The 24,883-nt window shown below is 63.7% G+C and carries 13 protein-coding genes; 4 read left to right on the top strand and 9 right to left on the bottom strand.

The annotated features are described in order from the left end of the window. Nucleotide 1: 1 nt before the first annotated feature. From ACTHNR_RS09215 to ACTHNR_RS09205, 3 genes are all read right to left on the bottom strand, one after another. Nucleotides 2-12,418, bottom strand: a complete 12,417-nt coding sequence (locus ACTHNR_RS09215; protein ID WP_440547276.1) for a hemagglutinin repeat-containing protein — start codon at nucleotides 12,416-12,418, stop codon at nucleotides 2-4. Nucleotide 12,419: 1 nt separating this feature from the next. Beyond that, entirely contained in the window at nucleotides 12,420-14,300 is a 1,881-nt protein-coding gene (locus ACTHNR_RS09210; protein WP_440547275.1) for a ShlB/FhaC/HecB family hemolysin secretion/activation protein, read from the bottom strand. A gap of 921 nt (nucleotides 14,301-15,221) precedes the next feature. Further along, complete coding sequence (locus ACTHNR_RS09205) at nucleotides 15,222-15,692, bottom strand: helix-turn-helix domain-containing protein (protein ID WP_440547274.1); 471 nt, start codon at nucleotides 15,690-15,692, stop codon at nucleotides 15,222-15,224. Nucleotides 15,693-15,873: 181 nt separating this feature from the next. Here ACTHNR_RS09205 and ACTHNR_RS09200 point away from each other — a divergent pair, with 181 nt between their 5' ends. Beyond that, nucleotides 15,874-16,779 (top strand): LysR family transcriptional regulator, encoded by a 906-nt coding sequence (locus tag ACTHNR_RS09200; RefSeq protein ID WP_440547273.1) that lies wholly within the window; start codon nucleotides 15,874-15,876, stop codon nucleotides 16,777-16,779. Between the two features lie 57 nt (nucleotides 16,780-16,836). Here ACTHNR_RS09200 and ACTHNR_RS09195 read toward each other — a convergent pair whose 3' ends face one another. Further along, complete coding sequence (locus ACTHNR_RS09195; protein WP_440547272.1) at nucleotides 16,837-17,310, bottom strand: VOC family protein; 474 nt, start codon at nucleotides 17,308-17,310, stop codon at nucleotides 16,837-16,839. Between the two features lie 499 nt (nucleotides 17,311-17,809). Between ACTHNR_RS09195 and ACTHNR_RS09190 the strand changes: the two genes are divergently transcribed. Both ACTHNR_RS09190 and ACTHNR_RS09185 read left to right on the top strand, forming a co-directional pair. Then, the gene (locus ACTHNR_RS09190; RefSeq protein WP_440547314.1) at nucleotides 17,810-19,135 is read left to right on the top strand and encodes an MFS transporter; all 1,326 of its coding nucleotides are present in this window, start codon (nucleotides 17,810-17,812) and stop codon (nucleotides 19,133-19,135) included. A 101-nt stretch (nucleotides 19,136-19,236) separates the two neighbouring features. Continuing rightward, nucleotides 19,237-19,485: a hypothetical protein gene (locus tag ACTHNR_RS09185; protein ID WP_440547271.1), complete on the top strand. Its 249-nt coding sequence runs from the start codon at nucleotides 19,237-19,239 to the stop codon at nucleotides 19,483-19,485. Between the two features lie 84 nt (nucleotides 19,486-19,569). Here ACTHNR_RS09185 and pcaD read toward each other — a convergent pair whose 3' ends face one another. Beyond that, nucleotides 19,570-20,355 carry a 3-oxoadipate enol-lactonase gene (gene pcaD / locus ACTHNR_RS09180; protein WP_440547270.1) on the bottom strand — a complete coding sequence of 262 codons (786 nt, stop codon included), beginning with the start codon at nucleotides 20,353-20,355 and terminating at the stop codon, nucleotides 19,570-19,572. A gap of 178 nt (nucleotides 20,356-20,533) precedes the next feature. On the opposite strand from pcaD, the gene folE reads away from it, so the two are divergent. Next, entirely contained in the window at nucleotides 20,534-21,208 is a 675-nt protein-coding gene (gene folE, locus ACTHNR_RS09175) for a GTP cyclohydrolase I FolE (protein ID WP_440547269.1), read from the top strand. On the opposite strand, the gene ACTHNR_RS09170 is transcribed toward folE, so the two are convergent. The 4 genes from ACTHNR_RS09170 to ACTHNR_RS09155 all read right to left on the bottom strand — a co-directional run bounded on the left by ACTHNR_RS09170 (nucleotide 21,189) and on the right by ACTHNR_RS09155 (nucleotide 24,420). After that, nucleotides 21,189-22,124, bottom strand: a complete 936-nt coding sequence (locus ACTHNR_RS09170) for a DMT family transporter (protein ID WP_440547268.1) — start codon at nucleotides 22,122-22,124, stop codon at nucleotides 21,189-21,191. The genes folE and ACTHNR_RS09170 overlap by 20 nt on opposite strands. 146 nt (nucleotides 22,125-22,270) lie before the next feature. Beyond that, complete coding sequence (locus ACTHNR_RS09165; protein WP_440547267.1) at nucleotides 22,271-23,107, bottom strand: AraC family transcriptional regulator; 837 nt, start codon at nucleotides 23,105-23,107, stop codon at nucleotides 22,271-22,273. After that, a complete protein-coding gene (epsC, locus tag ACTHNR_RS09160) occupies nucleotides 23,104-24,051 on the bottom strand; it encodes a serine O-acetyltransferase EpsC (protein ID WP_440547265.1) in 948 nt (315 codons plus the stop codon). The genes ACTHNR_RS09165 and epsC overlap by 4 nt, the downstream gene beginning before the upstream one ends. A gap of 132 nt (nucleotides 24,052-24,183) precedes the next feature. Then, nucleotides 24,184-24,420 carry a hypothetical protein gene (locus ACTHNR_RS09155; protein ID WP_440547264.1) on the bottom strand — a complete coding sequence of 79 codons (237 nt, stop codon included), beginning with the start codon at nucleotides 24,418-24,420 and terminating at the stop codon, nucleotides 24,184-24,186. Nucleotides 24,421-24,883 lie beyond the last annotated feature (463 nt).

Genomic DNA, 24,883 nt, shown 5'->3' with positions numbered 1-24,883 from the left:
GCTAGCGGTCCCTGATAGTGACACCATTGATAGGAGTACCTGGTGGCAAGCCTTTAATCTGCTGCTGGACCTGAGCCCCGAGGCTACGATTCACGCTTGAGTCCAACGGTGCCATGTTGGACAAATTGTCCGCACCGCCCAATTGTAAGTCGACAGTATGGTCTACGTCGCTGCCTTGCGGTACGGTTCCGCCAGCGGCCTTATACCGGCTGGATGCTGAAGTTCCAGACCGCTGAGGAGGAGTGACCGTCAGATCCGCATTGTTCAGCGCTTGGACCTTTGCGTCGGCAGCAGCACGTTGCGCGTCGGTCCAACCATCCTTGTATCGAAGCGACACATCGACGCCATTACCACCTTGCGAATTACCGCCCACGTTTGCGTTCGATGACGTACTGTCATCCCCGCTGTTGCCTCCGTTCGACAAGATCGGCGCGCCAGGCGAAATAACAGGCGTCACAATCATCCCACATGCGCCCGGACCCACCGGGCACGGCGCCGGCGTGACCACTGCCGTGGCCGTCGGGGGGGTTCCATTACCCCCGTTCGTCACATCGACCAGCGGATTCGCATCGCCTTGAGCGTGGTTCGGATACTGCGGAACCTGGTGCACGAAATCGTGCGGCAAGTTCCGCACATCCTGCCCGAACTGCTGCACGCCCCGCGAGAACTGATCCCACTGGCTAAGACCGATATCCGTTGCCCGCTGCCCAAGCGTGTAATCGAACTGCCCGCCTGGTACCCGCTGGCTATCGACCCACGACAACTCCGATGTCAAACCAGCCGCATCTTGCGGGCTTACGTAGTTCTGCAACCATTCATTGCTGTTCGGCGAGTATTGCGCCCAGCACTGCACCCGATAGCAGGCCGCTTCCGTCAGCTTCTTTTCTTCCGCCGCGTCGCCATTTGCATGCTCATGAATCTTCGCCTTCTCATCCGGATGTAACTGCCGATTGTAAAGATCCGCCCCCAACGCCCCGTTGGCCCCGCTCATCGCGCCGGCGGTGCCGTCGAGCGCACCGCCCACCGCCGCACCGGCCAGGCCCGACACCAGATTCGTCAACAGCGTCCCACCCAGCGTACCGCTCAGCGCCGGGCTCACGGCCGCACTCGCTAAATCACCGGCAAGCGTGCCGCCCAGCGCTCCCGGGACGCTCCCGCCCCCCAACGCCGCACCTACGACTCCAACGATCGCATGCAGGCCCATCCGCCCAGCCCCGCCGTTGTCGCTCCAAAGCTTAGCATCGGCATTGGCCGCATCGAGGTCCGCTTGCGCTTGTTGCGCAGCTGCATCGTCGCCAGCATCCTTGGCCTTCTGAAGACGATCGCCCGCGGCCTTCGCCTTATCAAGCGCTTCGTCTTCGAGATGCTGCGCAATATCCCCCGCCACGTGCATCCCAACCTGCGCCGTCTGCGACTGAATCGCCAAATCGTCCTGCACCTTCTGCGCATCGAACGTATTGGCCACCGACCCGTTCGCATCCTTCGTATCGCGGCTTAAGCCTTGCGTGCTGTCGCGCCCCGTCCCTGCGTCACCGCGCACGGTAATCGTGCCGGGGCTAACCGCCGCGTACGTCGTACCCGACGAGTTCTTGCTCACGCCTGCCCCGCCGAATCCGGTCGGCCCCAATCCCAACGAATTAGACGGCCCGCCCGACGCGTTGCCCGTTTGCACCGGGTTCGTAAACGACACCGTCCCATCTGAAGAGGTCTTACCCCCAGCCACGCTCGCACTGAACCCCATGCTCGAGCCCGAATAGCTCGCCTCGTTGTGCAGATTCGAGTAGTCCAAGGTCTGCGTCGACAGGCTGTTCTTGTCCGCGCTCGCCGTGCTGGCTATCACGCCGCCGTCCAACTGTGTGTGATTGCCCACGTTGATATTGAATCCGCCGTTGCCCGCGTAGATCCCCGATTGCTGATTGACCGACTGGTAGTTGTCCTTGATCGTTTGGTCGCTCACGCTCGCACTGCCGCTCACCGTTTGCCCCCAGCAAAACGGTGGAATGCAGATACTCGCCTGGAACCCGGCGCTCGTTTGCTTGCTGTCGTATTTGCTCGTGTCCTGCGGGCTCTGTACATTCAAATCGCGGCCCACATTCGCGTCGACCGTATTGCCAGCCACCTCCGCACCGCGCAGGTTCGCGTCTCGCCCGCTCGTCATCGTCAGCGTATTGCTCGCGGCTATCTGCGTGTCCCGGTTCGTCACGCTGTTGCCGTTCGCGTTGCCCTTCGCCATGTTCGCGGCCAGCTCGATCGTGAAACCGTTTTGCTGTCCGCCCAAACTAAGGCCGACGCCGATGCTGCCGCCGCTGCTGCTGTTGCTGCTCTTCTGTTCGCTCGTATCCTTCGCGCTCTCCAAGTTGATGTCGCGTGCGGCGTTCAACGTCACGTCCTGCCCGGAAATCTGCGTGCCTCGCGCCGTGATGTCTCCGTCGGTTGCAAAGCCGCTCGCATCTTTCGCGCCGCTGCCCGTCGCCACGATGTCGACCGTGCCGCCAGCATGCAACGTGCTCCCGTCGTTCGCCACCGTACCGCTTTGCGATTCGCTATGGCTCGTGCCGCCGCCAATGCTGACGGTCGCCTTGACGAGCGGCTGCCCCGACATGCCTTTCGAAGCGTATTGATCCGCGACCTTGACGGCGTTCTCCACCGCCAACCCCGCCTGTGCCACGTCAAGCGCAGCCAGCCGCTTGTCCTTCGTATGGCTGGCCTGATCCATCGCTTGATTTACCGCGGCAATCGCGTTGCCGGCCGCACCGCCAAGCGCCAGGGTCACGCCGAATTGGCTCGAGCTTTGGCTCATGCTCGTTTGCATCGCGTCCGTGCCCGGATCCAGAATGACGTTTTTGCCGATCAGCGTCAGATCCTTGCCGGCGCTCACATCAGCGCCCGCCACGGTCAGGTCTTGCTTGGCGTCGAGCGTCACGCTGCCGCTACCGCTCACGATCTGGCTGCGAATGTTGCTCTGCGTCTGCTGCGCCGCATCCTGCACGCTGTGGCTGCTCGCCACGCCCACGCTGAAACCCGTCGCCGTCCCATTGCTGCCCAAGCTGCCGATCGTGCGGCTACTCGACTCCTGATGGCTCGTATTCGTGTCGAGCCCCGCGGATACGTTGATCGCGCCCTGGGTTGCGACCAGATCGACGCCTTGCGTCCCGCTGATTCCCGAGCCGATGACGTTGATATTGCCCGTCTTGCTTTGCACCACGACGCTGTTGCCCGTTACCACCGTCGACGTTTGCACCGTCTGCGCTTCGTTGCCGTTCGAACTGCTGCGGCTGGCGTTGTACGGTGATGGACTTGTCCCGCCGCTGTTCGCCGTACCGGCCATCCACCGAGCGAAATCGCCAGGGCTCGGGGTCGCGAGCGAGAAGCCCGTGCTAGAACTGCTCGACTGCATGCTCTGCTGCAGCTGATCCGTCGACGCCTGCAACGTCACGTCGCGATTGGCAGCCAACGTCGTCGTACCGCCGGCGGTAATCGTCGATCCGACGACGGTCAGGTCGCCGTCCACCGGTGCACCTTGAGCATCTTTGATCGCACCGCCCGTTGCGGTGATCGACACGTTGCCGGCGCCGCGAATCGCGCTGCCCGAGTTGGCCAAGCTCGACCTATCGGTCGTGCTCGAACTGCTGCTGCTTCCGTACGAAACGGAGACCGACGGGATGTCCCCCGCGCTCGCCCCGATCTCGTTCAGCACGCCCTGCGTACGGTGGAATGCATTTCCGGACGACGCATCGGCCCTAAGGTTGCGCACGGTATCGAGCGGCGTGCCCGTGACCGCCACGGAGATTCCGCTCGAATGCGTCGATTGCTCGTCGTGCATGTGATCCGTGTCCCGGCCCGGATCGATCGTGACGTTTTGTCCTTGAATCGCGATGTTGCCGGTGAGGCCCGTCGTATCGTCCTGCGCCTTGCCGGCGACGACATCGCTGCCGCCGATGTGCACGTCCTTGCCGGATGCAATCGTGACATTGCCTGCAACGCTGCCGATCGTGCTGCGCGACTGGCTCTGCGTCACGCTGGTTTCAGCGTAGTTATCCTTCGTCTCGCTCGAGCCGTAACTGATGCCGATTCCGCCCGTCCCCGAAAACCCCGAATGCTTGACGTCGTGGAATTCGGTGTCCTGATACGTGCTCGTGGCGGCAGTGATATTGACGTTGCCCTTTGCGTTCAAGGCGACATCGCTCGTCGCGACGATGCTGCTGCCCGTCACGTTCAGGTCTTTTCCGCTGTACACGCTCACGGCATCGGCGGAGATCGCACTGCCGTCGGCAAGCGTCGTCGTTTCATGAACGTGATCCGTCTTCTTCGTGCTGCTCGCAAAACCGCTGTGCGACGAGTTTTGATCGGCGTTGATGCTGTGCGTTTCCGTCACCGCGCCGATATTGACGTCGCCGGTCGCCGCCATCTGCAGCTTGCCCTTATCGAGGTCGATCGTGCTGCCCGTCACGTTGATGTCCTTGCCGGACACGATGTTCAGGTTGCCGCCGCCGCTCAACGTAGTGCCGGTCACTGCGTCGTCGGAGGTGTGCAATGTCTCGTTGTAGCTTCCGTGATGGTCGCTGCCAGCGCTGTTGCTGTCGATCGTCGACGTCGCAACCGCGGCCTGCAACGTCACGTCGCCGCCCGCGGCGAGCGTACCGCCGCCGCCGAGCTTCATCGTGGCGGCCGTCGCGGTCAGATCGCCGCCCACCGCGATCGTCGATACGCCGCCCACCTTCACGCTGCTGCCCGTATCGTTGACGAAATGCGTGTTGGATACGCCGTTCGCGCGCTCGACCGACTTCGTTTCGCCCGTCTGTTGGACGCCAAGATTCCAGTTGCCGCCGATGCTCATGCCCAGCGTACCGCCCACGTTCAGCACGCCAGCGTGTTGCTCGAAGTTTCCGCCGGTAACGATCGCGGCGTTGCCCTGCACGTCGATGCTGGCCGTAGGCCCAAGCGTACCCGTCACGCGTGTGGCGCCGGTGTCGCTCACCTGCGAGAGCGTCTTCACCGCCGTATCGAGCGTCAGGTTCCCGCCCGCATTCACCGCAAGGCTTCCGGCTTTTATCGTGCCGGAGGTCAAGTTGATGTCGCCCACCGTGGCAAGCGTCGTTTGACCGCCGCTTTGCAATGCCCCGAATGAACTGTCGATGCTCTGGCCCGTCAGCGTCAAGCTGTTGGCCGCGCGAATCGTCCCGCTGTTCGCGATGCCCTGCGTATTCTCGAGATCGATGTCGGTCGCCGCGATCACGGGACCGTTGCCCATGTTTTCCTGGCTGGCCTTCGCGAGGTACACGACAGGCACGAGCACCGACTTCCCGTCGACGACCGCCGTCTGCATGATGACGACGTTGCCGGTGAGGCTCGCCACCTGCTGCGCCGACAAGCCCATGCCCGGCGCTAGGTTCAGTTGTTTCGCCAGCGCCGCGCCCGAAGCCATGAGCGCTTGGAATTCGCTTTGCGTATCGGCGTAATTCGTCAGCACGCTCCTGCCCGTCAGCGACATGATTTGGCTTTGCACGAGATGCTGCTCGTAAAAGCCATCGCCCAGACGCATTTGGATCATCCCCGGATCCATGCCCATTTGCTGGAAGTAGTAGTCGCTCGACAACCACTGATGCAAATTCGTGAACGCCGGATTCGTTTCGACGAGATACGGCGCACTGGGCGCGGTGTCCGGCTTGAACAATCCGCCTTGCGGCACGGTCAGGTTCGTCAGGACGGGCAAAGCCGTTGCATTGCCGAGCGCCGGGTCCGGCGCGGCGATGCTGCCGCGCACGGTCGATGCGGCGTTCGCGGCGTTCGATACCCCGCCATGCCCGGCCGCCCCGCTCACGGAAGACGCGCCGCCGCTCGTCGACGACAGATGCATCGGGTCGCCGGGGGCCCCGTGAATGATCGCCTGGAACGACGATCCATCGGCGACGGAGCCGCCGCCCGCGACGATACCGCTGGCCGAGTTCGCGTTCGTCGTGGCCAATGTCTGGCCCGGAGTCAGGCCAAGCGGCGTCACGCCTGCATTGCCGCCGGTGTTGTTGATCGTCCCGCCTGCACCGCTGATTGCGCCGTTAGCGACCCAGGTCGATTCATAGCCGGGCAATGCGTACGTACGAACGTCGGCCGGCGCCTTTTGCGCGTAGTTGCTACCAGGAATGCCGGTGACGAAGCCTGCGTCGCCGAACGGCAATTGCCAATCGTGCTCGGTATCGTCGTAGTTGTTGTAGTGGTACTCGCCAGAGTAGGTGACCTGCACCTGCGGTCCCGTCTGGCCGTGCCAGCTCTGCTGGTCGATATTGACCGGCTTCGCAATATTGCCCGCGGCGGCCACTTGGCTCCAGTAGTTCTGGAAGTTGTCGACCGACGAGGCATACAGATTGCCTCCCGAAATGAGCTGCGACTTCGGGCTGACGGCCGTCACGGTGTTGGCCATGGCCACGCCCGTGTATGTCGTGAACTCGTAAGTGCTGTTCCACTGCCCGCCGTGCGGCGGATCGACATAGACGCCGCCGATGCTGTTCGGATCGGCCACCCCCACCTGGCCAGTCCGGCCCGACAGGCTGATGCCCATGCTCGCCAGCAGATTCGGATCGACCTGCGACGTGAAGCCGGACGTGCTCATCTGGCGCCGCGTGTTATTGACCAGACTGGCGGCAAGCAGCATGTCGCCGTCCGATTGGATCAGCGCCGACTGGTTTGTGATGAGATTGGCCTTCGTGTAATTGCCGTTCGCATCCTTGCCGCCCGCGAGCGCGACGCGGCCCAGGCCGTAAATCATGGTTTGCGCCTGCGTATCGGCCGCCGTGGTGTCGTCGCGATTCTCGATGTCCGGCGCCAGCACTTCGAGCAAGCCGGCGCTGTCGGTCGCGCCGATCAAGGCGGTCGTACCCAGGTTGGCAACGCTCTGCCACGCGTTCAGCGAAACGCTTCCCCCGACCATCGCACCCGTGTTCGTCAGCGTGGCGGAACTCGTTTTCAGCAGGCCCCCCGCGGTAATCGAACCGGAATTGCCGATGTTGCCTGCGTTGATCGTCAGATTGTTGAACGTGACGAGGGTGCCGCTATTGGAGAACCAACCGGGCAGATTGAACGTCAGGCTGTTTCCGGCGTTGAACTGATAGCCGGGCGCATTGGCAAAGTTGCCTTGCAGGTTCAGCGTCACGTCGCCCGCGGCGTTGTATGCGCCGCCGCCGGATACGGTGTTCGCCGTCAACGACAGATTTCGTGCGGCGCTGATTTGCCCCGAGCCGTTGTAGACCACGCCGGACGTCGAGATGCCGATATCGCCGCTCGTGTTCGCGATGTTGCCGATCAAGCCGCCGGTGTTGTTCAGCGTGCCCGCGTTGATCTGCACATTGGCGCCGCTCAATTGGCCGCCCTGCGTGTTGGTGAGCGCGGCGCTCGTCAATGTCACGCCACCGTTCCCGCCGATGCTCCCCATACCCGACGCCCCGCCGGCATTGCTGTTGACGATCTGGTTCGTGCCCGAGATCGTCGTCGCGCCGGATCCGACATTGAGCATGGAGCCATTCGTATTGTCGATGGAAGCGGCCGTGACGCTCAGCGTGCTTGCGCTGCTCGCGCCGGCAGGCGTACCCACGTTGATCCGGCCGCCCACGTTCGACAGCGCGGAACCGCTCGTCGCAACGAGGCTCGTGTCGGAGTGCAGAAGAGCACCGGAGTTGTTGGTCAGCGCACCCGCGATGGCAACCGACATCGCGCCGCGGGCCGCGATCGTCCCCGCGGTGTCGTCCAGCGAGCCCGCTGTGACGTTCGCCGCACCGTTGCCGATGATCTTGCCCGACACGTTGGTTAGCGCACCCGTGCCGTTCGCAGCATGGATGGTGAGGGTGCCCGTGCCGGCGTGCGCGATCGTGCCGCCGTTGTTGTTCAAGCTCGCCGGCGTCAGCGTCAGGTCCTGGCTGTTGGTCTGGATCAACCCGCCGTTCGAGTTGTCGATGGCGTTGCTCACCGCCACCGACATCGGCCCCGTGCCGAGTTGCGTCAGCGTGCCGTGCTCGTTCGTGAAGTTCGTGCTGCCGACCGTCAGCTGATTGGCCGCGATTTGCCCGCCGCTGTTGTCCAGTTGCGCAATGGTCAGCGACACGGTCGAGCCGCTGATTGCCCCGCCGTTCGCGTTCTTGAGGGAGCCCGCATTGGCCGTGACCGCGGCGCCGCTCATCGACCCGGCGCTGTTATCGAGCAAGCCCGTGACGGCCGCATTGAATGTTTGGGCTGCCGTTACCGTGCCGCTGTTCGTGAGCGACGACGAGTGGACGGTGACGTTGCCGTTGCCGCCGATCACGCCGCCCGCCGTACCCTGCGCCGTGGTGCCCGACGTATTGCCGATCGCGCCGCTCGCGTCGAGCGTCAGCCCGTCGCTATCGAGCGAAACGATGCGTCCCGCCGCGTTCGTCACGTTGGCTGCCGTCAGCGAAGCCGCACCGCCCGCTTGGATCGTGCCTCGCGTGTTGTCGACGTCTCCGCTCGTCGTTACCGTCAATCCCTTACCGGATGCGATGGCGCCTCCAGCGTTTTGAACGCCCGCCGCCTCGACATCGATCGCGCCATTGCTGCTGATTGTGCCGCCGGCGTTGGCGAACGATCCCGTGCCGCTTCCCGCATCGATGGTCAACGTCCCCGTGCCCGCGTGCGTGATCGTGCCGCCGTTGTTGTTCAAGCTCGCTGGCGTCAGCGTCAAGTCCTGACTGTTGGTCTGGATCACCCCGCCGTTCGAATTGTCGATGGCGTTGCTCACTGCCATCGACATCGGCCCCGTACCGAGTTGCGTCAGCGTGCCGTGCTCGTTCGCGAAGTTCGTGCTGCCGACCGTCAGCTGATCGGCCGTGATCTGGCCGCCGCTGTTGTCCAGTTGCGGAATGGTCAACGACACCGTCGAGCCGCTGATCGCCCCGCCGTTCGCGTTCTTGAGCGAGCCCGCATTGGCCGTGACCGCCGTTCCGTTCATTGTCCCGGCGCTGTTGTCGAGCAAGCCGGTGACGGTCGCATTGAGTGCTTGGCCTGCCGTTACCGTGCCGCTGTTCGTGAGCGACGACGAGTGGACGGTGACGTTGCCGTTGCCGCCGATCACGCCGCCTGCCGTGCCCTGCGCCGTCGTGCCCGACGTATTGCCGATTGCGCCGCTCGCATCGAGCGTCAGCCCGTCGCTATTGAGCGAAACGATGCGTCCTGCCGCATTCGTCACGTTAGCGGCCGTCAGCGAAGCCGCACCGCCCGCTTGGATCGTGCCTCGCGTGTTGTCGATGTCTCCGCCCGTCGTTACGGTCAACGCCTTCGCCGATACAACGGTGCCGTCGCCGTTCTCCACACCGGCCGCCGTCATCTCGATCGCGCCATTGCTGGTCACCGCGCCGCCAACGTTCGTCAGCGTCCCCGCCCCGTTCCCAGCGTCGATCGTCAACGTACCGGTCCCGGCGTGCGTGATCGTGCCGCCGTTGTTGTTCAAGCTCGCCGGCGTCAGCGTCAAGTCCTGACTGTTGGTCTGGATCACCCCGCCGTTCGAATTGTCGATGGCGTTGCTCACCGCCATCGACATCGGCCCCGTGCCCAGTTGCGTGAGTGTGCCGTGCTCGTTCGCGAAGTTCGTGCTGCCGATCGTCAGCTGATCGGCCGTGATCTGACCGCCGCTGTTGTCCAGTTGCGGGATCGTCAACGACACCGTCGAGCCGCTGATCGCCCCGCCGTTCGCGTTCTTGAGCGAGCCCGCATTGGCCGTGACCGCCGTGCCGTTCATCGTCCCGGCGCTGTTGTCGAGCAAGCCGGTGACGGTCGCATTGAGTGTTTGTGCGGCCGTTACCGTTGCGCTGTTCGTCAGCGACGACGAGTGGACCGTCACGTTGCCGTTGCCGCCGATCATGCCGCCCGCCGTGCCCTGTGCCGTGGTGCCCGACGTATTGCCGATCGTGCCGCTCGCATTCAGCGTCAGCCCGTCGCTGTTGAGCGAAACGATGCGCCCAGCCGCGTTCGTCACGTTGGCGGCCGTCAGCGACGCTGCACCGCCCGCCTGGATCGTGCCTCGCGTGTTGTCGACATCGCCGCCCGTCGTCACCGTCAATGCCGCGCCGGTCGTAATCGATCCGCCCGCATTGGCGAGCATTCCAACGGCTACGCTCGCTTGGCCGTTGCTCGCGATCGTGCCCGAAACGTTGCTCAACGCACCCGTGCCGTTCGCAGCATCGATGGTGAGCGTTCCCGTGCCCGCGTGGGTGATCGTGCCGCCGTTGTTGTTCAGGCTGGCCGGCGTCAGCGTCAAGTCTTGGCTGTTCGTCTGGATCAGCCCGCCGTTCGAGTTGTCGATCTCGTTGCCGACCGCCATCGACATCGGCCCTGCACCCAGTTGCGTCAGTGTGCCGTGCTCGTTCGTAAGATTCGTGCTGCCGATCGTCAGCTGATTGGCCGTGATCTGACCGCTGCTGTTGTCGAGCTGCGGGATCGTCAACGACACCGTCGAGCCGCTGATCGCTCCGCTTGCATTCTTGAGCGAGCCCGCATTGGCCGTGACCGCCGTGCCGTTCATCGTCCCGGCGCTGTTGTCGAGCAAGCCCGTGACGGTCGCATCGAGCGCTTGGCCCGCGGTTACCGTCCCGCTGTTCGTCAGCGACGACGAGTGCACCGTCACGTCGCCGTTGCCGCCGATCACGCCGCCCGCCGTGCCCTGCGCCGTCGTGCCCGACGTATTGCCGATCGCACCGCTCGCATCGAGCGTGAGCCCGTCGCTGTCGAGCGAAACGATGCGCCCGGCAGCGTTCGTTATGTTGTTCGCCGTCAACGACGCGGCGCCGGCAACCTGAATCGTTCCTTGCGTATTGTCGACGTCTCCCGCTACCGCAACCGTGGCTTTGCCGGCGCCCGTCTGTTGCAGTTGTCCCGCGCGATTGGACAAACTGCCCGCCGTCACCGCGAGCTGCCCCGCGCTCACCTGCGCTTGATCGGTCGTCAACGCGCCCGCGGCGTTGACATCGAGCGCCCCGGCCGCGCTGACGCTCGCGTGCGTCTGGTCGACGTTGCCGGTATCGCCGCCCGCGCCCGTTGCAGTCAAACTTGCCGAGCCGTTGACGAGCGTTTGCGAGCCCGTCAAGTTGACGCTGCTGCCCTTGACCTCCAGATTGCCGCCCGCGAGGTTCTGTCCCGTCGAGGCGAGCGCGCCCGAGGCCTCGACCGCGAGGCTGCCCGTTCCCCCTACATGGCCGCTCGAATCGACGCCCGCGCCCAACGCACCCGTGGATACAATGCCCGCGCCGCTGATCGACGTATTGCCAAGCGCGGCGATCGTGCCGCTATTGGACACGCGCGCTTGGCTGCTGACGCTAGCGGTTTGCGAAGCATAGATCTCGCCGCTGTTCGATACGTCGCCCGCCGCTTGAATATGGGCGTTGCCGCTCGCACTCGTGCTGCCTGCAAGCGTGACCTTGCCCGCGTTGCTCAGTTGAACGTCGCCGGCTTGCGCCTGAATCGTGCCCAAGCTGTTCACGCCAACGCCCGCCTCCGTGCCGACGAGCGTGATCTTCCCCGCGTACATGCCGCCGAGTTGCGACACGTCGATGGCGACAGCCGGCGAATTGCCGTCCGACGCCAGTGCTTTGGCGCCGAGATCGCCGTACGCGACGTCGTTCGCACCGGTGACGACGTTGAGCTGCTTGCCGGCCCACAGCTTGCCGTTGATCTGCACGCTGCGCGCAATCAGGTCGACTTGATCGATGTTGCTCCCATTGAAGCCCGCGCTGCCGACTTGAATTTGGCCGCCCGTCACATGGAAAGCATCGAGGCTGCCCGATCCGCCGAAGACCGGCATGCCGGTCGTCAAGACGGTCCGCGTCGCATTGATGAACCCGCACCCGTTACAGTAGATGCCGCTCGGATTGGCGATGACGACTTCGGCACGCGCCCCCGCGACCTCCGTGTAGCCCAGTAGCTGAGACGGATTGCCGCCGACGACCTGGTTCACGATGACGTGAGCGCTGCCATTGGCGAGGTAGGGATTGCCGGCAACGTAACCGCCAAGCTGCGTCTGCGTCGTGCCTGGCGAGTTGTTGAGGATCAAGCCGTTCTGGCCGACGTTGTACTGCGAAAAGACGTTGTTCGACACCCCGGCCGCATTGGGTGTCGTGATCTGCACGAGCGGCACGCCGTTGGGCGCTTGACCGACTGCGGGGCGATTGGCGGCCGGTGCGGTCGGCGCAGCGCTTACCTGCGCGAACGAGACCACAGGCTGAATCGCCCACGCGCCTATGACGGCCGCGACGACGCCGCGAACGAGCGATCGCAATGCCGCGCGCACCGGTACATCGGCAATGCCATCGGAACGCCCCGCACGCCCGGCTGCACGACCTTTGCCGAAGCTCGTCGCGGTTTCCTGAACGGCCATCCACAGTCCACGGGCCGCATTGAAAATGACGTGATAACGAAGTCGGTTCATGTCAGATTTGGAAGCTCAGGCTGAAGCCCGCGACGGGCCAGTGATTGGGGAAACGAGCGGGCTGATAGAGCGGGCCGCCGATGAAGACGTCGTAGAAGACGTTTTTGAATGGGCTGCCGCGCAAACCGATCACGGCGCCGGCCAAGCGTCGGCCAAGCAGGTTCTGCGCTTCGGGGCCGAAGACCTCGCCGCCGTCCACGCCGAGATACAGCGTCTGCCCCGTGTGGAACAGCGGCGCCTCCAGATCGTTGCGCACGAACGCGCCCTTTTCCGCGGACAGCATGGTGTTTCCGTCGAAGCCGCGAACGGTGTAGCGGCTGCCGATCGAAAAGTATTCGGTCGGATACAAGACGCTGGACGAGTTCTGCGCCCTCACCGTCATGGAATAGCGCAACGGCACGCCGGCGAATTGAAACGGCGCGCTCAACGTCGCATCGAGCGTTTCGATGTGGTAGTAGAAGGTCGGAGCGGCCGAAGGCGTCGTACTGACAGGATCGCATTGCGCGCCGAACCAAGGCGTTCCCCACCGGTACGCCAGCGTGCTGTCGAACTGCGCCGCGCCGAAAAAGTGTTTGTGCTCCCAGCCCACTTCCGCGTAGCTGTTGTCGCGATGCTGCACGTCGATCGGCGAACCGTCGATGAACGATTGGCTGAAGTACTTGCCCGTTCTGAACGAGAGCGAGTTCTTCTGCACCTGATTGCGGTACACCAGATACTCGGCCTTCAAGTCGAATGTTTTCGACAAGCCGCTCGAGACGAAATCGGCGAACGCGCCCGCGATTTGCTGGTGATAGTGGTACTGGCTCGCGGTGGCCGTGAAAGTCCAGTTGCCCCAGGGGATCGCATAAAACGCACTGTCTCCGCGCGTACCGTATTGTCCAGGGTGCCCGTCGAGATCGTGGTTGTAGCTGATATTGAAGATGTCGGACAGCCCGAGCGGGTTGTAGATTGCTAAGTTGGCGCTCGCTTGAAACTGACCGGTCGACTTCAGCCCGCTGTCGTCCACGCTCACAGACAGCGTCCATGGCTTCAGACGTTTCACGGAGATCACGACATCGCTTTCTCCCGTCGATTCGCCGGGCACGATTTGCATATCGACGTCTTGGTTCGATACGCGCTTCATTTGCTCGAGCCCTTGCTCGATATCGCGCAAATTCAGCAAGTCGCCGTCGTGCGTGGGGAACGCGTTGCGCCATGTCCCGTAAGTGCCCGCGTCCTTGAAGCGAATGTGGCCGATCGTTCCCGGGACGAGCTCCAGCGTCAGCTTTCCGTTCGACAAGTCCTGCGGCGCAATCAGCACGCGCGTGGTCGTGTAGCCCTTTTGGAGCAGCAACGCCGACAGGCGATGCACGATCAGGTTCAATCCGTCGCGGCCGATGCACTGACCGCGATAGCGCTGGAGGTAAGCGGAGGCGAACGAGAGCTTCCCCGGAAAGAGCGGGTCCGGCGATAACGCGCGCTCGCCGGCTTGTTCGACCGCTTTGCCGAGGCCTTTCGGCATCGCGAGCTTGATTTCGTCGACCTTGAAGCAAGGACTTTCGGTGGGGACGAGCCCATCGTCCACAGGCTCTTTGTCGCCGGGCCCTTGCAGATCGACCTTCGGCGCGTTCGCTTGCCGCTCTCGCTCGGTCGCTTGCTGCTGCGCGCGACGATGCTGTTCTTCGAGGTCGAGCAGTCTGGCGGATTGATTGGAAATCCGATCCGGCACCTGCGGCGATGCTTGCGCTTGCGCGCGTGCGCATGCCGGCGCCATCGCGCCGAGCAGCCCGGCTAACACCATCACGCACGCGAGCGCGCGCGACCTTGCATGTATGACGTCATGCCGCTCGGCCCCCGCATTCGCTGGCTCTCTCGATCCGACCTGGTCCTGGTCGTTATGCATTCGTATCGACTTCATTTTTCTGTAGAGCGTGCGAATCGCCAACCACGCCGACGATCACGCATCGGCATGCCGTCCGCGGCTCGACCTGAACGGGCAAGCAGCGCCATTACGCGAAGGGCGATTCGGAAAACTAACTAGCGTTCGATGGTTCTACCGCGCGAATGCGCGAAAGACAGAGCTCCATTCGCGACTAACGCGATTGAGCTCAGGCGTGGCCACTGGTCAAAGCATGACGCAGGTGTTGGCTGGGTCTCGACGGTCTCGTCCGTGAACCCCGCACGGTGTATCCGCAGTTGCATTGGTCTTTTTCGCCGATGCGTCTTGACCGCTTCAATGGCGGTCTTCGCGCTCGGCGCTCTCGTTGATTATTTAAATTCGCTCCGCCACGGAATACGGCACGTTAGCGGCACCCTCGGAATAGCGAAGCGGATCGTATCAAGATTTAACCGATAAATCGAATTGAAAAAGCTATCGGGCGCTGCCCGAGGAGGGACTCGGATGCCGGGCTGGCGGTGTGCTCGATCGCGTTGAAAGGAAGCGCCGGCCCTCGATGCAACCTCGGTGCACCGTTGTCAGTGCTAGAGACGCCGGCAAAGATGTCGATACTCGGTGAAAGAATATTACTTTCATGTCACAATCTTTTGCCTTTCCTTTTCCTTTCAATTCAGATGCAGTCTCTGTTGTCAATAACTGTTGTAAAAGTTCATCGGTTTTGCCGGGCAACAGGTGCAAACGTTTGCGCTTTAGCAAGCTTTCCTTGCGTCGATGACGATCGACGTCATCAAGACGGGGGTGAAACGGTTTCAAAGCCGGGCATGATCGATTAAAGCGCTGATTGGTGCCGAACGGCATGGCGGATGCGGGGAAGCGAGAGGCACACAAAAGCGACGCGCCCTCGCTTCGTCGAGCGGAAGGGGAAAGCTAACCGAAGGCGATAATGCCCAGCATGAGCGCCTTGACGGCGGCGTGGGTCTTGTTCGATGCGTTGAGCTTGGAGATCGCACTGGCCACATGAAAATTGATGGTTCGTTCGGTCACCCCGAGAATCATGCCGATTTCACACGACGTCTTGCCCGCCGCGGCCCACCTCAACACTTCGCATTCGCGCTCGCTCAGCGGCGATACTCCCCTCGCATCGCCGCGCAACGGCAGAGGCGGCACGGACGCCTCGCGCTTCATCAGTTGCTCCATTTTCTGCTCCGCTAAGAAAGCAAACATCCCAACGTCACCTGCACCATGCACCGATGCCGATCGCTTGACAGCAACGGCGATGCACGCCGCATCCGAGAGAAGCGGGACGGCGTATTCGAAGAAAAAGCCCCCCGCTCCTTCGATGAGGGGCAAAGAAAAAACAGGATCAGCGATACGTTGGAGGCATGAGCCGTTCAGCATATGCGGTTTCGGAACCGCACCTCGCAAGGCCGTGGAGTGGTGGAAAAAGGCATGAACACCTGTACCGCTTTTTATATATCGGAGTTCAGCATAATCTCAATTGCGGCACTGCGGAAGATGCGTAAAGCGCACTATATTCATGAGTACAACGCCATGAATGGCGCTTTCGTCGGCGGCCGCCATGACTTCGATCGATCTGAATATGCTTGTCGTGCTCGATGTGCTGCTCACCGAGCAAAGCGTCGTGCGCGCCGCCCAGCGGCTCGAGCTCAGTCCCTCCGCCATGAGCCGCGCGCTGGCGCGTTTGCGCATCGTCATGGGCGATCAGCTGCTCGTGCGCGCGGGCCATACCCTCGTGCCTACTCCGCTCGCGCTCGAATTGCGCGGCAAGGTGAGCGCCGTCGTCGCCGATGCGCAAAACGTTTTGCGTCCGTCGATACGTCTCGATCTCGCTTCACTCGAACGTACGTTTACGATTCGAGCGAACGACGGCTTCATCGAACGGTACGGTGCGCGTATCGCCGCGCTCGTCGAGGAGCAAGCGCCGCTCGTCATGCTGCGCTTTGCCGCGAAGCCCGATACGAACGGGTCGATGCTGCGCGACGGCATCGCCGATCTGGAAGTCGGCGCCGTGAGCAACATGGCGCCCGAGCTGCGCGTACAAGCGCTGTTTCGCGACACGTTCGTGGGCGTCGTGCGTCTCGGGCATCCGCTTGCAGAACACGACGTGACCGCGCAACGCTACAGCGCCTATCGGCACGTCAGCGTATCGCGTCGGGGCCATCCGTTCGGGCCGATCGACGATGCGCTGCGCGAGATGGGAACCAAACGCATCGTCAGCGTGATCGTCCCGAGCTTTCCCGATGCGCTCGCGTTGGCGCGCACATCCGATCTGGTCGCCAACGTGCCGGAACGGCAAACGGAAGCGGCGCGCCAAGGAATGCATACGTTCCGCCTGCCGGTGAAGACGCCGGGGGTCACGGTCTCGCAGATCTGGCACCCGCGCTTGGACGGCGACTGTGCGCATCGCTGGTTGCGAACGTGTCTGCGCCGCGTGTGCAGCGATGCCCCGGACGGGCTTCAGTAGCCGGGCGGCGGCCCCGGTCCCGCCGCCGCCCGGGGGCGCAGTCAACCGGCCCAGCGCTTACGCTTTGTTGCCCGGCATCTCGGCCATGGCCCGCTGCATCTCTTCCATGCTCGGCTCGCGCTTGCGCGACGCGATGTGCCAAAGATGGCCGAACGGGTCTTCGACATATCCCCAGCGATCGCCCCAGAACATGTCGGCGAGCGGCATCATGACTTTCGCGCCGGCGGATACCACGCGATCGAATGCCTTGTCGGCATCTTCGAAGTAGAGGTAGAGGCTGACGGGCGAGCCTTTCAGCGTCTTCGGGCCGGCCGAGCCGCAGTCCGGGCTTTCTTCCGTCAGCATGACGACCGAATCGCCGATCTTGATTTGCGCATGCGCGATCCCGCCGCCCGGGCCGGTCATTCGAAACAGTTCGATGGCGCCGAACGCCTTCGTATAGAACGTGATCGCCTCGGCGGCGTTCGCGCAGACGAGCTGCGGCGTGACGGTGTGCATACCTTCCGGAATCGGTTTGACGGCTGAGGTCATTTTGGGGCGCTCCATTGTCAGTACATGGTTAATGAATGGGCCTCGCGGGCGGGGACGTCAAGCGGCGCGTTCGCCCGCGCTTGTTTTCGCGTGTTCCGAGAGGCTCCATTCCCACGACGTGCGAGCGCGCGCGTTTTCGACACCGGCGATCAGATCTTTTTGCTTTCCGCCGCGCGCTCGGCTTGCGCTCTTAATTTAGGTCATATTCGGTGCGAATTCGGTGCATTACGAATCCCCCTCCCCGCTCCGCGGTCCGTATTCCCACCCATTGTTAAGTAGTTGACGACATGAGAGAGTCGTGCGGCGGGGCGCCCGCCCCGGTTGCCGTATCGGTTCGCCTATGCCTTCGCGTATGCCGATAGAAAGGCATTCGAAGGCATTTCAAGGCACTCGACAGCAAAACGGAAAAGAACGGAAAGAGGCGCAGATGACCAATCAGCAATCCCTAGCAATCGCGGCGCGGTTCGACCGCCTGCCGCCGTCGCGCACCGTCTGGACGATGGTGATGCTCATTTCGCTCGGCGGCGTATTCGAGTTTTACGATTTATTCTTCACGGGCTATGTGGCGCCGGGGATGGTGCAGTCCGGCTTATTCAAACCCGAATCGCTCGGCATTTTCGCGGCGCTCGCGCCGATCGCCGTCGCGGGCTTCGGCACCTTCGTTTTTGCGACCTTCGCCGGCCTGTGGCTCGGCACGCTCGTGTTCGGCTTCGTCGCCGATCGTTTCGGCCGGCGGTTCATTTTCACCTGGTCGTTGGTTTGGTACGTCGTTTGCACCGCCATCATGGCGTTTCAGCATTCGGGGCAAGCCATCAACCTGTGGCGGCTCGTGGCCGGTATCGGCATCGGCGTCGAACTCGTGACGATCGATTCCTATATCTCCGAACTGATTCCGAGCGGCGAACGCGGCCGGGCCTATGCGGTCAATCAGTTCATCACGTTCTGCGTCGTACCGATCGTGGCGTTTCTCGCTTTCATCCTGAAGGACACGCACCCCTTCGGCCTCGACTATTGGCGCGTGGTCATTCTGATCGGCACCCTCGGCGCCGTCTTCGTTTGGATCATCCGCCGCAACGTTCCCGAAAGCCCGCGCTGGCTCGCGCGCCAAGGACGCATGGACGAAGCGGAGCGCATCGTCGCCGACATCGAGCGACGCGTCGAAGCCGAGAAAGGCATCAAGCTTGCGGCGCCGCAGCCGATCGGCAACGAAATGGAAGGACGCGGGTCGTTCGGCGAGATTTTCGGGCCGCTCTACATCAAGCGCACGATCATCCTCTCGATCTTCAACATGGCGCAGGCGATCGGCTTCTACGGCTTCGCCGCCTGGGTCCCCACGCTGCTCATCAGCCGCGGCGTCCATGTCACGACGAGCCTGCAATACGCGTTCATCATCGCGATCGCCAATCCGTTCGGCCCGCTGCTCGGCACGCTGTTCGCCGACAAGATCGAACGCAAGACGCAGATCTGCGGCGGCCTCTTGATCATGGGCATCGTGATCGCGCTGTTCTCGCAAGCGTCTGCGCCCGGGCTGCTCATCTTGCTCGGCGTGCTGTTCACGCTCGCGGCCAATGTCATGTCGTATGCGTATCACGGCTATCAAGCCGAACTGTTCCCGACCCGCGTCCGCGCGCGCGCCGTGGGCTTCGTCTATTCGTGGAGCCGGCTCGCCGTGGCATTCGCGGGCCTGGCGATCGGCGTGCTCTTGCACAAGTACGGCGTACCGGGCGTGGCTGTGTTCATCGGCGCGTCGATGGTCGTCGGCATCTGCATGATCCTGCTCGGACCGTCCACGAAAGGCCGCTCGCTCGAGGCGATCAGTCACTAAGACTAAGCGCGCGCCTGCGGTCACTTCCCGCGTGCGCCCGGTGCGAGAGTGGCGTACCCTTGTTTCGTTGGCGCTGACGCCATTCGCGACAGGAGGCTCCGATGACCGCACCGGTTCGCACAGGCGCCCATATCGAAGGCATACATTGGGTGGCCGAATATCTGGAAAGCGCGCATGAAATTCGCGTGCTGCGAGAAGGATTCGAAGTAGGCCTGTACGACGCCCCGCCGAGCCTGTTCGGCCAGGAGGCGGAGGCCGGCGCGAAGAGCGTCGCCGATCACCGCGCGCTCGAAGCGGCATTGCGCGCCTACCTGCTGCGCTTCGTGGCGGAACACGACGCCGAGGAGTAGCACGCTGGCCGCGGCGGGCGCGCACCGCCGCCAGCCGCCCCGCCGACGGTCGGCCCGCGCCGGCCTACACCGCTGGGCCGGTGGCTACGCGCCCAGAAATTCGAGCACCGTGCGCGTGAATTCGTCTGCCCGTTCGATGTTCGACAAATGTTGCGCCTCCAATTGCACGAAGCGCGCGCCGGCAATGGCTTGCGCCAGCGCATGACTGAGCTCGGGCGCAACCGACGGATCGGCGTTGCCCGTCATGACGAGCGTCGGCGCCCGAATGCCGGCCGCCTGGACGTTCAGATCCGCCGCCCCGATGGCCTCGCAGTTGGCGGCATATCCTTCGCTGTCCATATGGACGAACGCATCGCGAATAGCCGCTACGACAATGGGCTGACGCGCCGCGAACGCGGGACTGAACCAGCGCTGCAGCGTGGCATCGGCAAGCGAGCCCGCCCCTTGCTCGCGGGCTTGACGCGCGCGTTGAGCCCACACGTCGGGCGTGCCGATTCGGGCGGCCGTGTGCGCGAGCACGAGATGGTCCACCCGCTCGGGCCGGCGCGCCGCAAGCGCAATGCCCAACAATCCGCCCATCGAGAGCCCGCAGAAGTGGGCGCGCTCGATCGACATGGCGTCGAACAAGCCAATTGCATCGTCGGTCAACTGCTCGATCGTGTAAGGCCCCGGGGGAGCGTCGGAGCAGCCGAGACCACGCGTATCGAAACGCAAGACGCGAAACCGCGAGGAAAAATCGGCAATCTGCGGCGCCCACATCGTCAGGTCCGCGCCGAGCGCGTTCGCGAGCACGAGCCATGGCGCATCGCCACGCCCCGCCGCATCGACGCGGTAATGAAGGGCAATTCCGTTGATGGTGGCGAAAGGCATGACGGATTTCCTCGGCGAGGTGGAACGAGTTGAGGCCGGCGCACCGTATTGTGCTACGGCAAGCGAAGACGCGCACAAGCGCTGACGCCGACACCCCCAGCGCCGCCGAAATCGTGGAACAATGGCCCCATTTCGAAGTACCGAGTATCGCGCAGGCGAAGCAAACGAGGAGCGAACGATGAAGGAAGGATCCCGAGCGAAGAAAGGCGACCAAGCCCAGGCAAGCAAGCGAACCAAGCGCGCGCAAGCGTCGGTGGCCGTGCGCCCGACGCGCGGCGAGGCGGAAGACGCCGTGCGCGTCCTGCTGCGCTGGGCCGGCGACGACCCGACGCGCGAAGGCTTGCTCGATACGCCGGCCCGTGTCGTTCGCGCCTACGAGGAATTCTTCAAAGGCTACTCGTACGACCCGCGTGAAATTCTCGCCCGAACGTTCTCCGAGGTGGATGGCTACGACGAAATGGTCGTGCTCAAGGACATTCGCTTCGAAAGCTATTGCGAGCATCACATGGTGCCGATCATCGGCCGGGCGCACGTCGCGTACCTACCGGATCACCGCGTCGTCGGCATCTCCAAGCTTGCGCGCCTCGTCGACGCATTTGCGAAACGGCTGCAGATTCAAGAGAAGATGACGGTGCAAATCGCCGATGCGCTCAACGAAATCCTGCAGCCCAAAGGCGTCGGCGTGATTCTCGAAGCCGCGCATCAATGCATCACGACTCGCGGCGTCCACAAGCCCGGGGTGCAGATGGTGACCTCGCGCATGCTCGGCTCGTTCCGCGACGATCCGTCGACACGGCGTGAATTTTTGGCCATCGTGGGCAATCCCGGCGGCCTCAGCGTGCCCAATACTTGACGAGCGAAACGCGCGCCCGCTTGCCAAGGTGCGCTCCGTCGCATGCGATCAGCAACACCGCGGCGAGCACGCACGCCATCGCCCCCCATTGCGCCGCCGTGACGCGCTCGTGGAGCACGACGGCCGCAAACACAGCGGCCGACATCGGAACGAAAGCCGTCAGCGCGCTGGCCTGCGCACCGGCGATGCGAGCGGCGCCCGCGAACCACAGCAGAAAGCCGGCGACGGTCGGCACGAGCGCGTAATACACCACGCCCGCAACCGCCGGCCCGTCGTATCCGAACGTCCATGGACGCTCGATCAGCGCGGGGACCAGCGACAGCGCGAGGCCGATACCGGACATCAACGTCGACATCTGCAACGGCGTCACGCTCGTGCGTAGGCGCTTGTTGAGCAGAATAAAAAGCGCTTCGCACAGCACGGCCGCGACGATGCAAACGTTGCCGAGCCAGGTCGTCGCAGCGCTGGCCGTTGGGGCCGAATCGTCTGCCCGCACGGTGCAGATGAGCACGCCTGCGGTGGCCAATGCAACGGCGCCGATCGTCAAGGCGCCGGGCCGCTCGCGCAGCGCGACGACCGCGACCAGCGCCGCCACGGCGGGCAGCGTGCCGGCGATCACACCGGCGTCGGTGGCCGACGTCAGCCGCATGCCGATCAACAGCAGCACCGTATAGCCCACGCTGCCCGAAGCCGATTGCACGACCAGCAACACCGCTTCGCCGCGGCTCACGCGCGGCCATCGCTGATGCGTCAGCTTCATCAGCAGCACGAACAGCGGCAAGGCGATCGCGAAGCGCAACGCCGTCGCCGTGAACGGCGGCAGACCATGCGCGATCATCTTGCTCGCCACCACGGTACTGCCCACCCCGATCATCGCGAGCGCGCAATAGAAATAGCCGGTCAAACGCGAGCCCATCGCATCGCTCCTATATGCAAAAGATGCGATGCAGCTTAGGCGGGCATATCGGCCCGGTCTTGAACGAAATTGCAACGAGAAAGCGTGCATGCGGGGCCACGCTCGATCGACGATTGACGCGACCGCTGCAGGCTTCGACGCATCGCCTAGCGAACGGCCCCGGCGTATTGCGCCGGCGTGACGCCGAAGGCGCGCATGAACGCGCGCGTCATATGGCTTTGGTCGGCAAAGCCGGCGCCGGCCGCGGCGTCGGCGAGCGGCATGCCCTGCTCGATCAAGCGGCGCGCGAGCGCAAGTCGACGCTGAATCAAATAGGCATGAGGCGGCAAGCCCATCTCGCGCGCAAAGCCGCGCAAGAGTTGAAAGCGGCTCATGCCCGCCTCCGCGGCGAGTCCCTCGAGGGTCACCGGCTCGCACGGATCGTCGTCGATACGCTCTTTCGCGCGCCGGATCGATGCGCTGGCGTCTCCCGCCGGCCCAGCCGCGGGTATGCGCACCCGTGCGGTCGTATGGCCGCGCACGAACCGTGTCGTCAGGGCGTAAAGCGCGGCATCGCGCGCGAGCGCTTCATCGAAGACGTCGGGCGCGCCGGCCACCGCGGCGAAGGCATACTCGAAGTCGCTGAAAAAGGCAGCATCGTGCAGCACGGGCCGCACGGATTCGATCGCAGTCGGCGCCGCGACGCCCAATTCGCGCGCGACGTCGTACACCAATGCGGGATCGAAATAGAGCATGCGCCAAGCACGGCCGCGCTCGTCGAACGCTGTGCCGTCGTGCACTTCGCCCGGATTGGCCGTGATGACGTCGCCGGCGCGCGCTTCGACGGGGCCGCGGCCGCTGGCCGAGCGCTGCGCGCCGCGCCACACCACACCCACGCCGAACGCATCGTGCGAATGGCGGCCAAACGATTGCGCCGTATCGGCCGTCGTCGCCTGCACGCCGGCGACGGCGCTGCGATGCATGACGACGCGCCCGCGGTTCATCGGCGCACGCGAGCGCGCGGCTGGGCGGGATCGTCGGCGCGGCCGCCCTCGCGCACGTTGCCTTGCGATACGTTCGTCCCGGGCGCCACGCTGTGTGTGAGCCACACGTTGCCCCCGATCACCGCACCGCGTCCGATCGTCACGCGGCCGAGAATGGTCGCGCCCGCATAGATCACGACATCGTCCTCGACGATCGGGTGCCGGGCATGGCCCTTGACGAGCGCGCCGTCGGCATCGGCCGGAAAGCTCTTCGCACCGAGCGTCACGGCCTGATACACGCGAACCCGCTCGCCGATGATCGCCGTCTCGCCGATCACGACGCCGGTGCCGTGGTCGATGAAGAAGCTGCGGCCGATCTGCGCGCCGGGGTGGATGTCGATACCCGTGGCGGAGTGCGCGATCTCATTGATGAAGCGCGCAAGCAGCGGCACGCCGAGCTGGTGCAGCGCATGCGCGAGCCGATGATGCATGATCGCGAGGACGCCGGGGTAGCACAGCAAAATTTCCGTGATGTGCTGAGCCGCCGGATCGCCCGCGTGAGCGGCCTGGATATCGGAGACGAGCATCGCGCGAATGTTCGGCAGCTGTGTGCCGAACGAGCGCGTGATCTCGAAGGCGAGCGTTTCGAGCTCGGGCCGCGGCGTATCGACGTGCTCGGGCAGAAACCGAAGCGCACGCAGCACCTGCTCGCACAGCAGACGCAATGTGTTTTCGAGCGTCTGGCCCACATAGTAGTCGACGCTTTCGTCGGTTAGATCGGGCGTGCCGTAGTGCGTGGGAAACATGACCGCACGCAAGTTTTCGACGATGCCGACGATGGCCGTGCGCGACGGCAATTCGCGAATGCCTCGGGGATGGCGCGTGCGATGCAACGCTTCGCGCGATGCGCGCAGATCGGCCACGATTTGGTCTAGACCCCAGTGGCGGGAAGGCGAGTTCGGCATGATGATGAAAACGGCGACGATGCGGCTTCGTAATGGATGGATGCGAAGAGATTACCGCGTTTTATGCGTCATTGCGCAAACGGTCGTTTCGTATGCATAGGAGGGTGCGCCGGCGGCGCGCTCCTGCGCGCGTCAAACGGTCATGCTGCTCGCGTCGATCCAGCGAACGGCCCAGTCGCGCGCGTGGGCGATAGCCGCGCCTTCGTCGCTGAAACGCAGTTCGTTGGGGAAGAAACGGTTCGCGACGAGCTCACCGTCGCTCGAACGCGATATCACGACGTAAGGCTGATAAGTGCCGTCTCCCGCCCTCGCGGGCGCGCAATTGAGCAAATATCCGCGATGTGTGAATGCGGCGTCGGGGTGATGCATGGGTCACCTGCCTCCCTGAATGCGCTCGCCGCCACGACGTGCGATGCGTCGCGCGGCCGCAAAAGCAAGCGCTTGACTGCGTTTTCACCACGGGCGCCGGCCTGCAGGATTCGAATCATACTCTGTAGGAAACGCCGGTTCTATTGAAATTAATTGACGTTTTTCGCGCGCACGGACACGGCGGGCCGCCTAGCCATGCCGCACCGAGCCCGGAACGGGTTTTGCAGCCGTAAAGCGTTGCCCGCGCGTGAATGTCAGCGCGGCTCGGTCGTACGCTGGCCCACGCACCACGCTTGAAGTTGCTTCAGGCTGCGCTACGATGGAGCAACTGTCCACAACCGGCCTTCAGGCCGGTTTGGCTGAACACTTTTGGAAGGGGTTTGCACCCCTCCCAAAGAATCGCTGAAACCCCGGCCTTCAGGCCGGGGTCCCAGCTCACCGCCCTGAAGGGCGGGGTTTCAAA

This window comes from Trinickia sp., from assembly GCF_051954495.1.
Lineage (GTDB): Bacteria > Pseudomonadota > Gammaproteobacteria > Burkholderiales > Burkholderiaceae > Trinickia.
The sequence above is the reverse complement of the archived record's forward strand: the minus strand, read 5'-3'. Positions and strand labels throughout refer to the sequence as shown.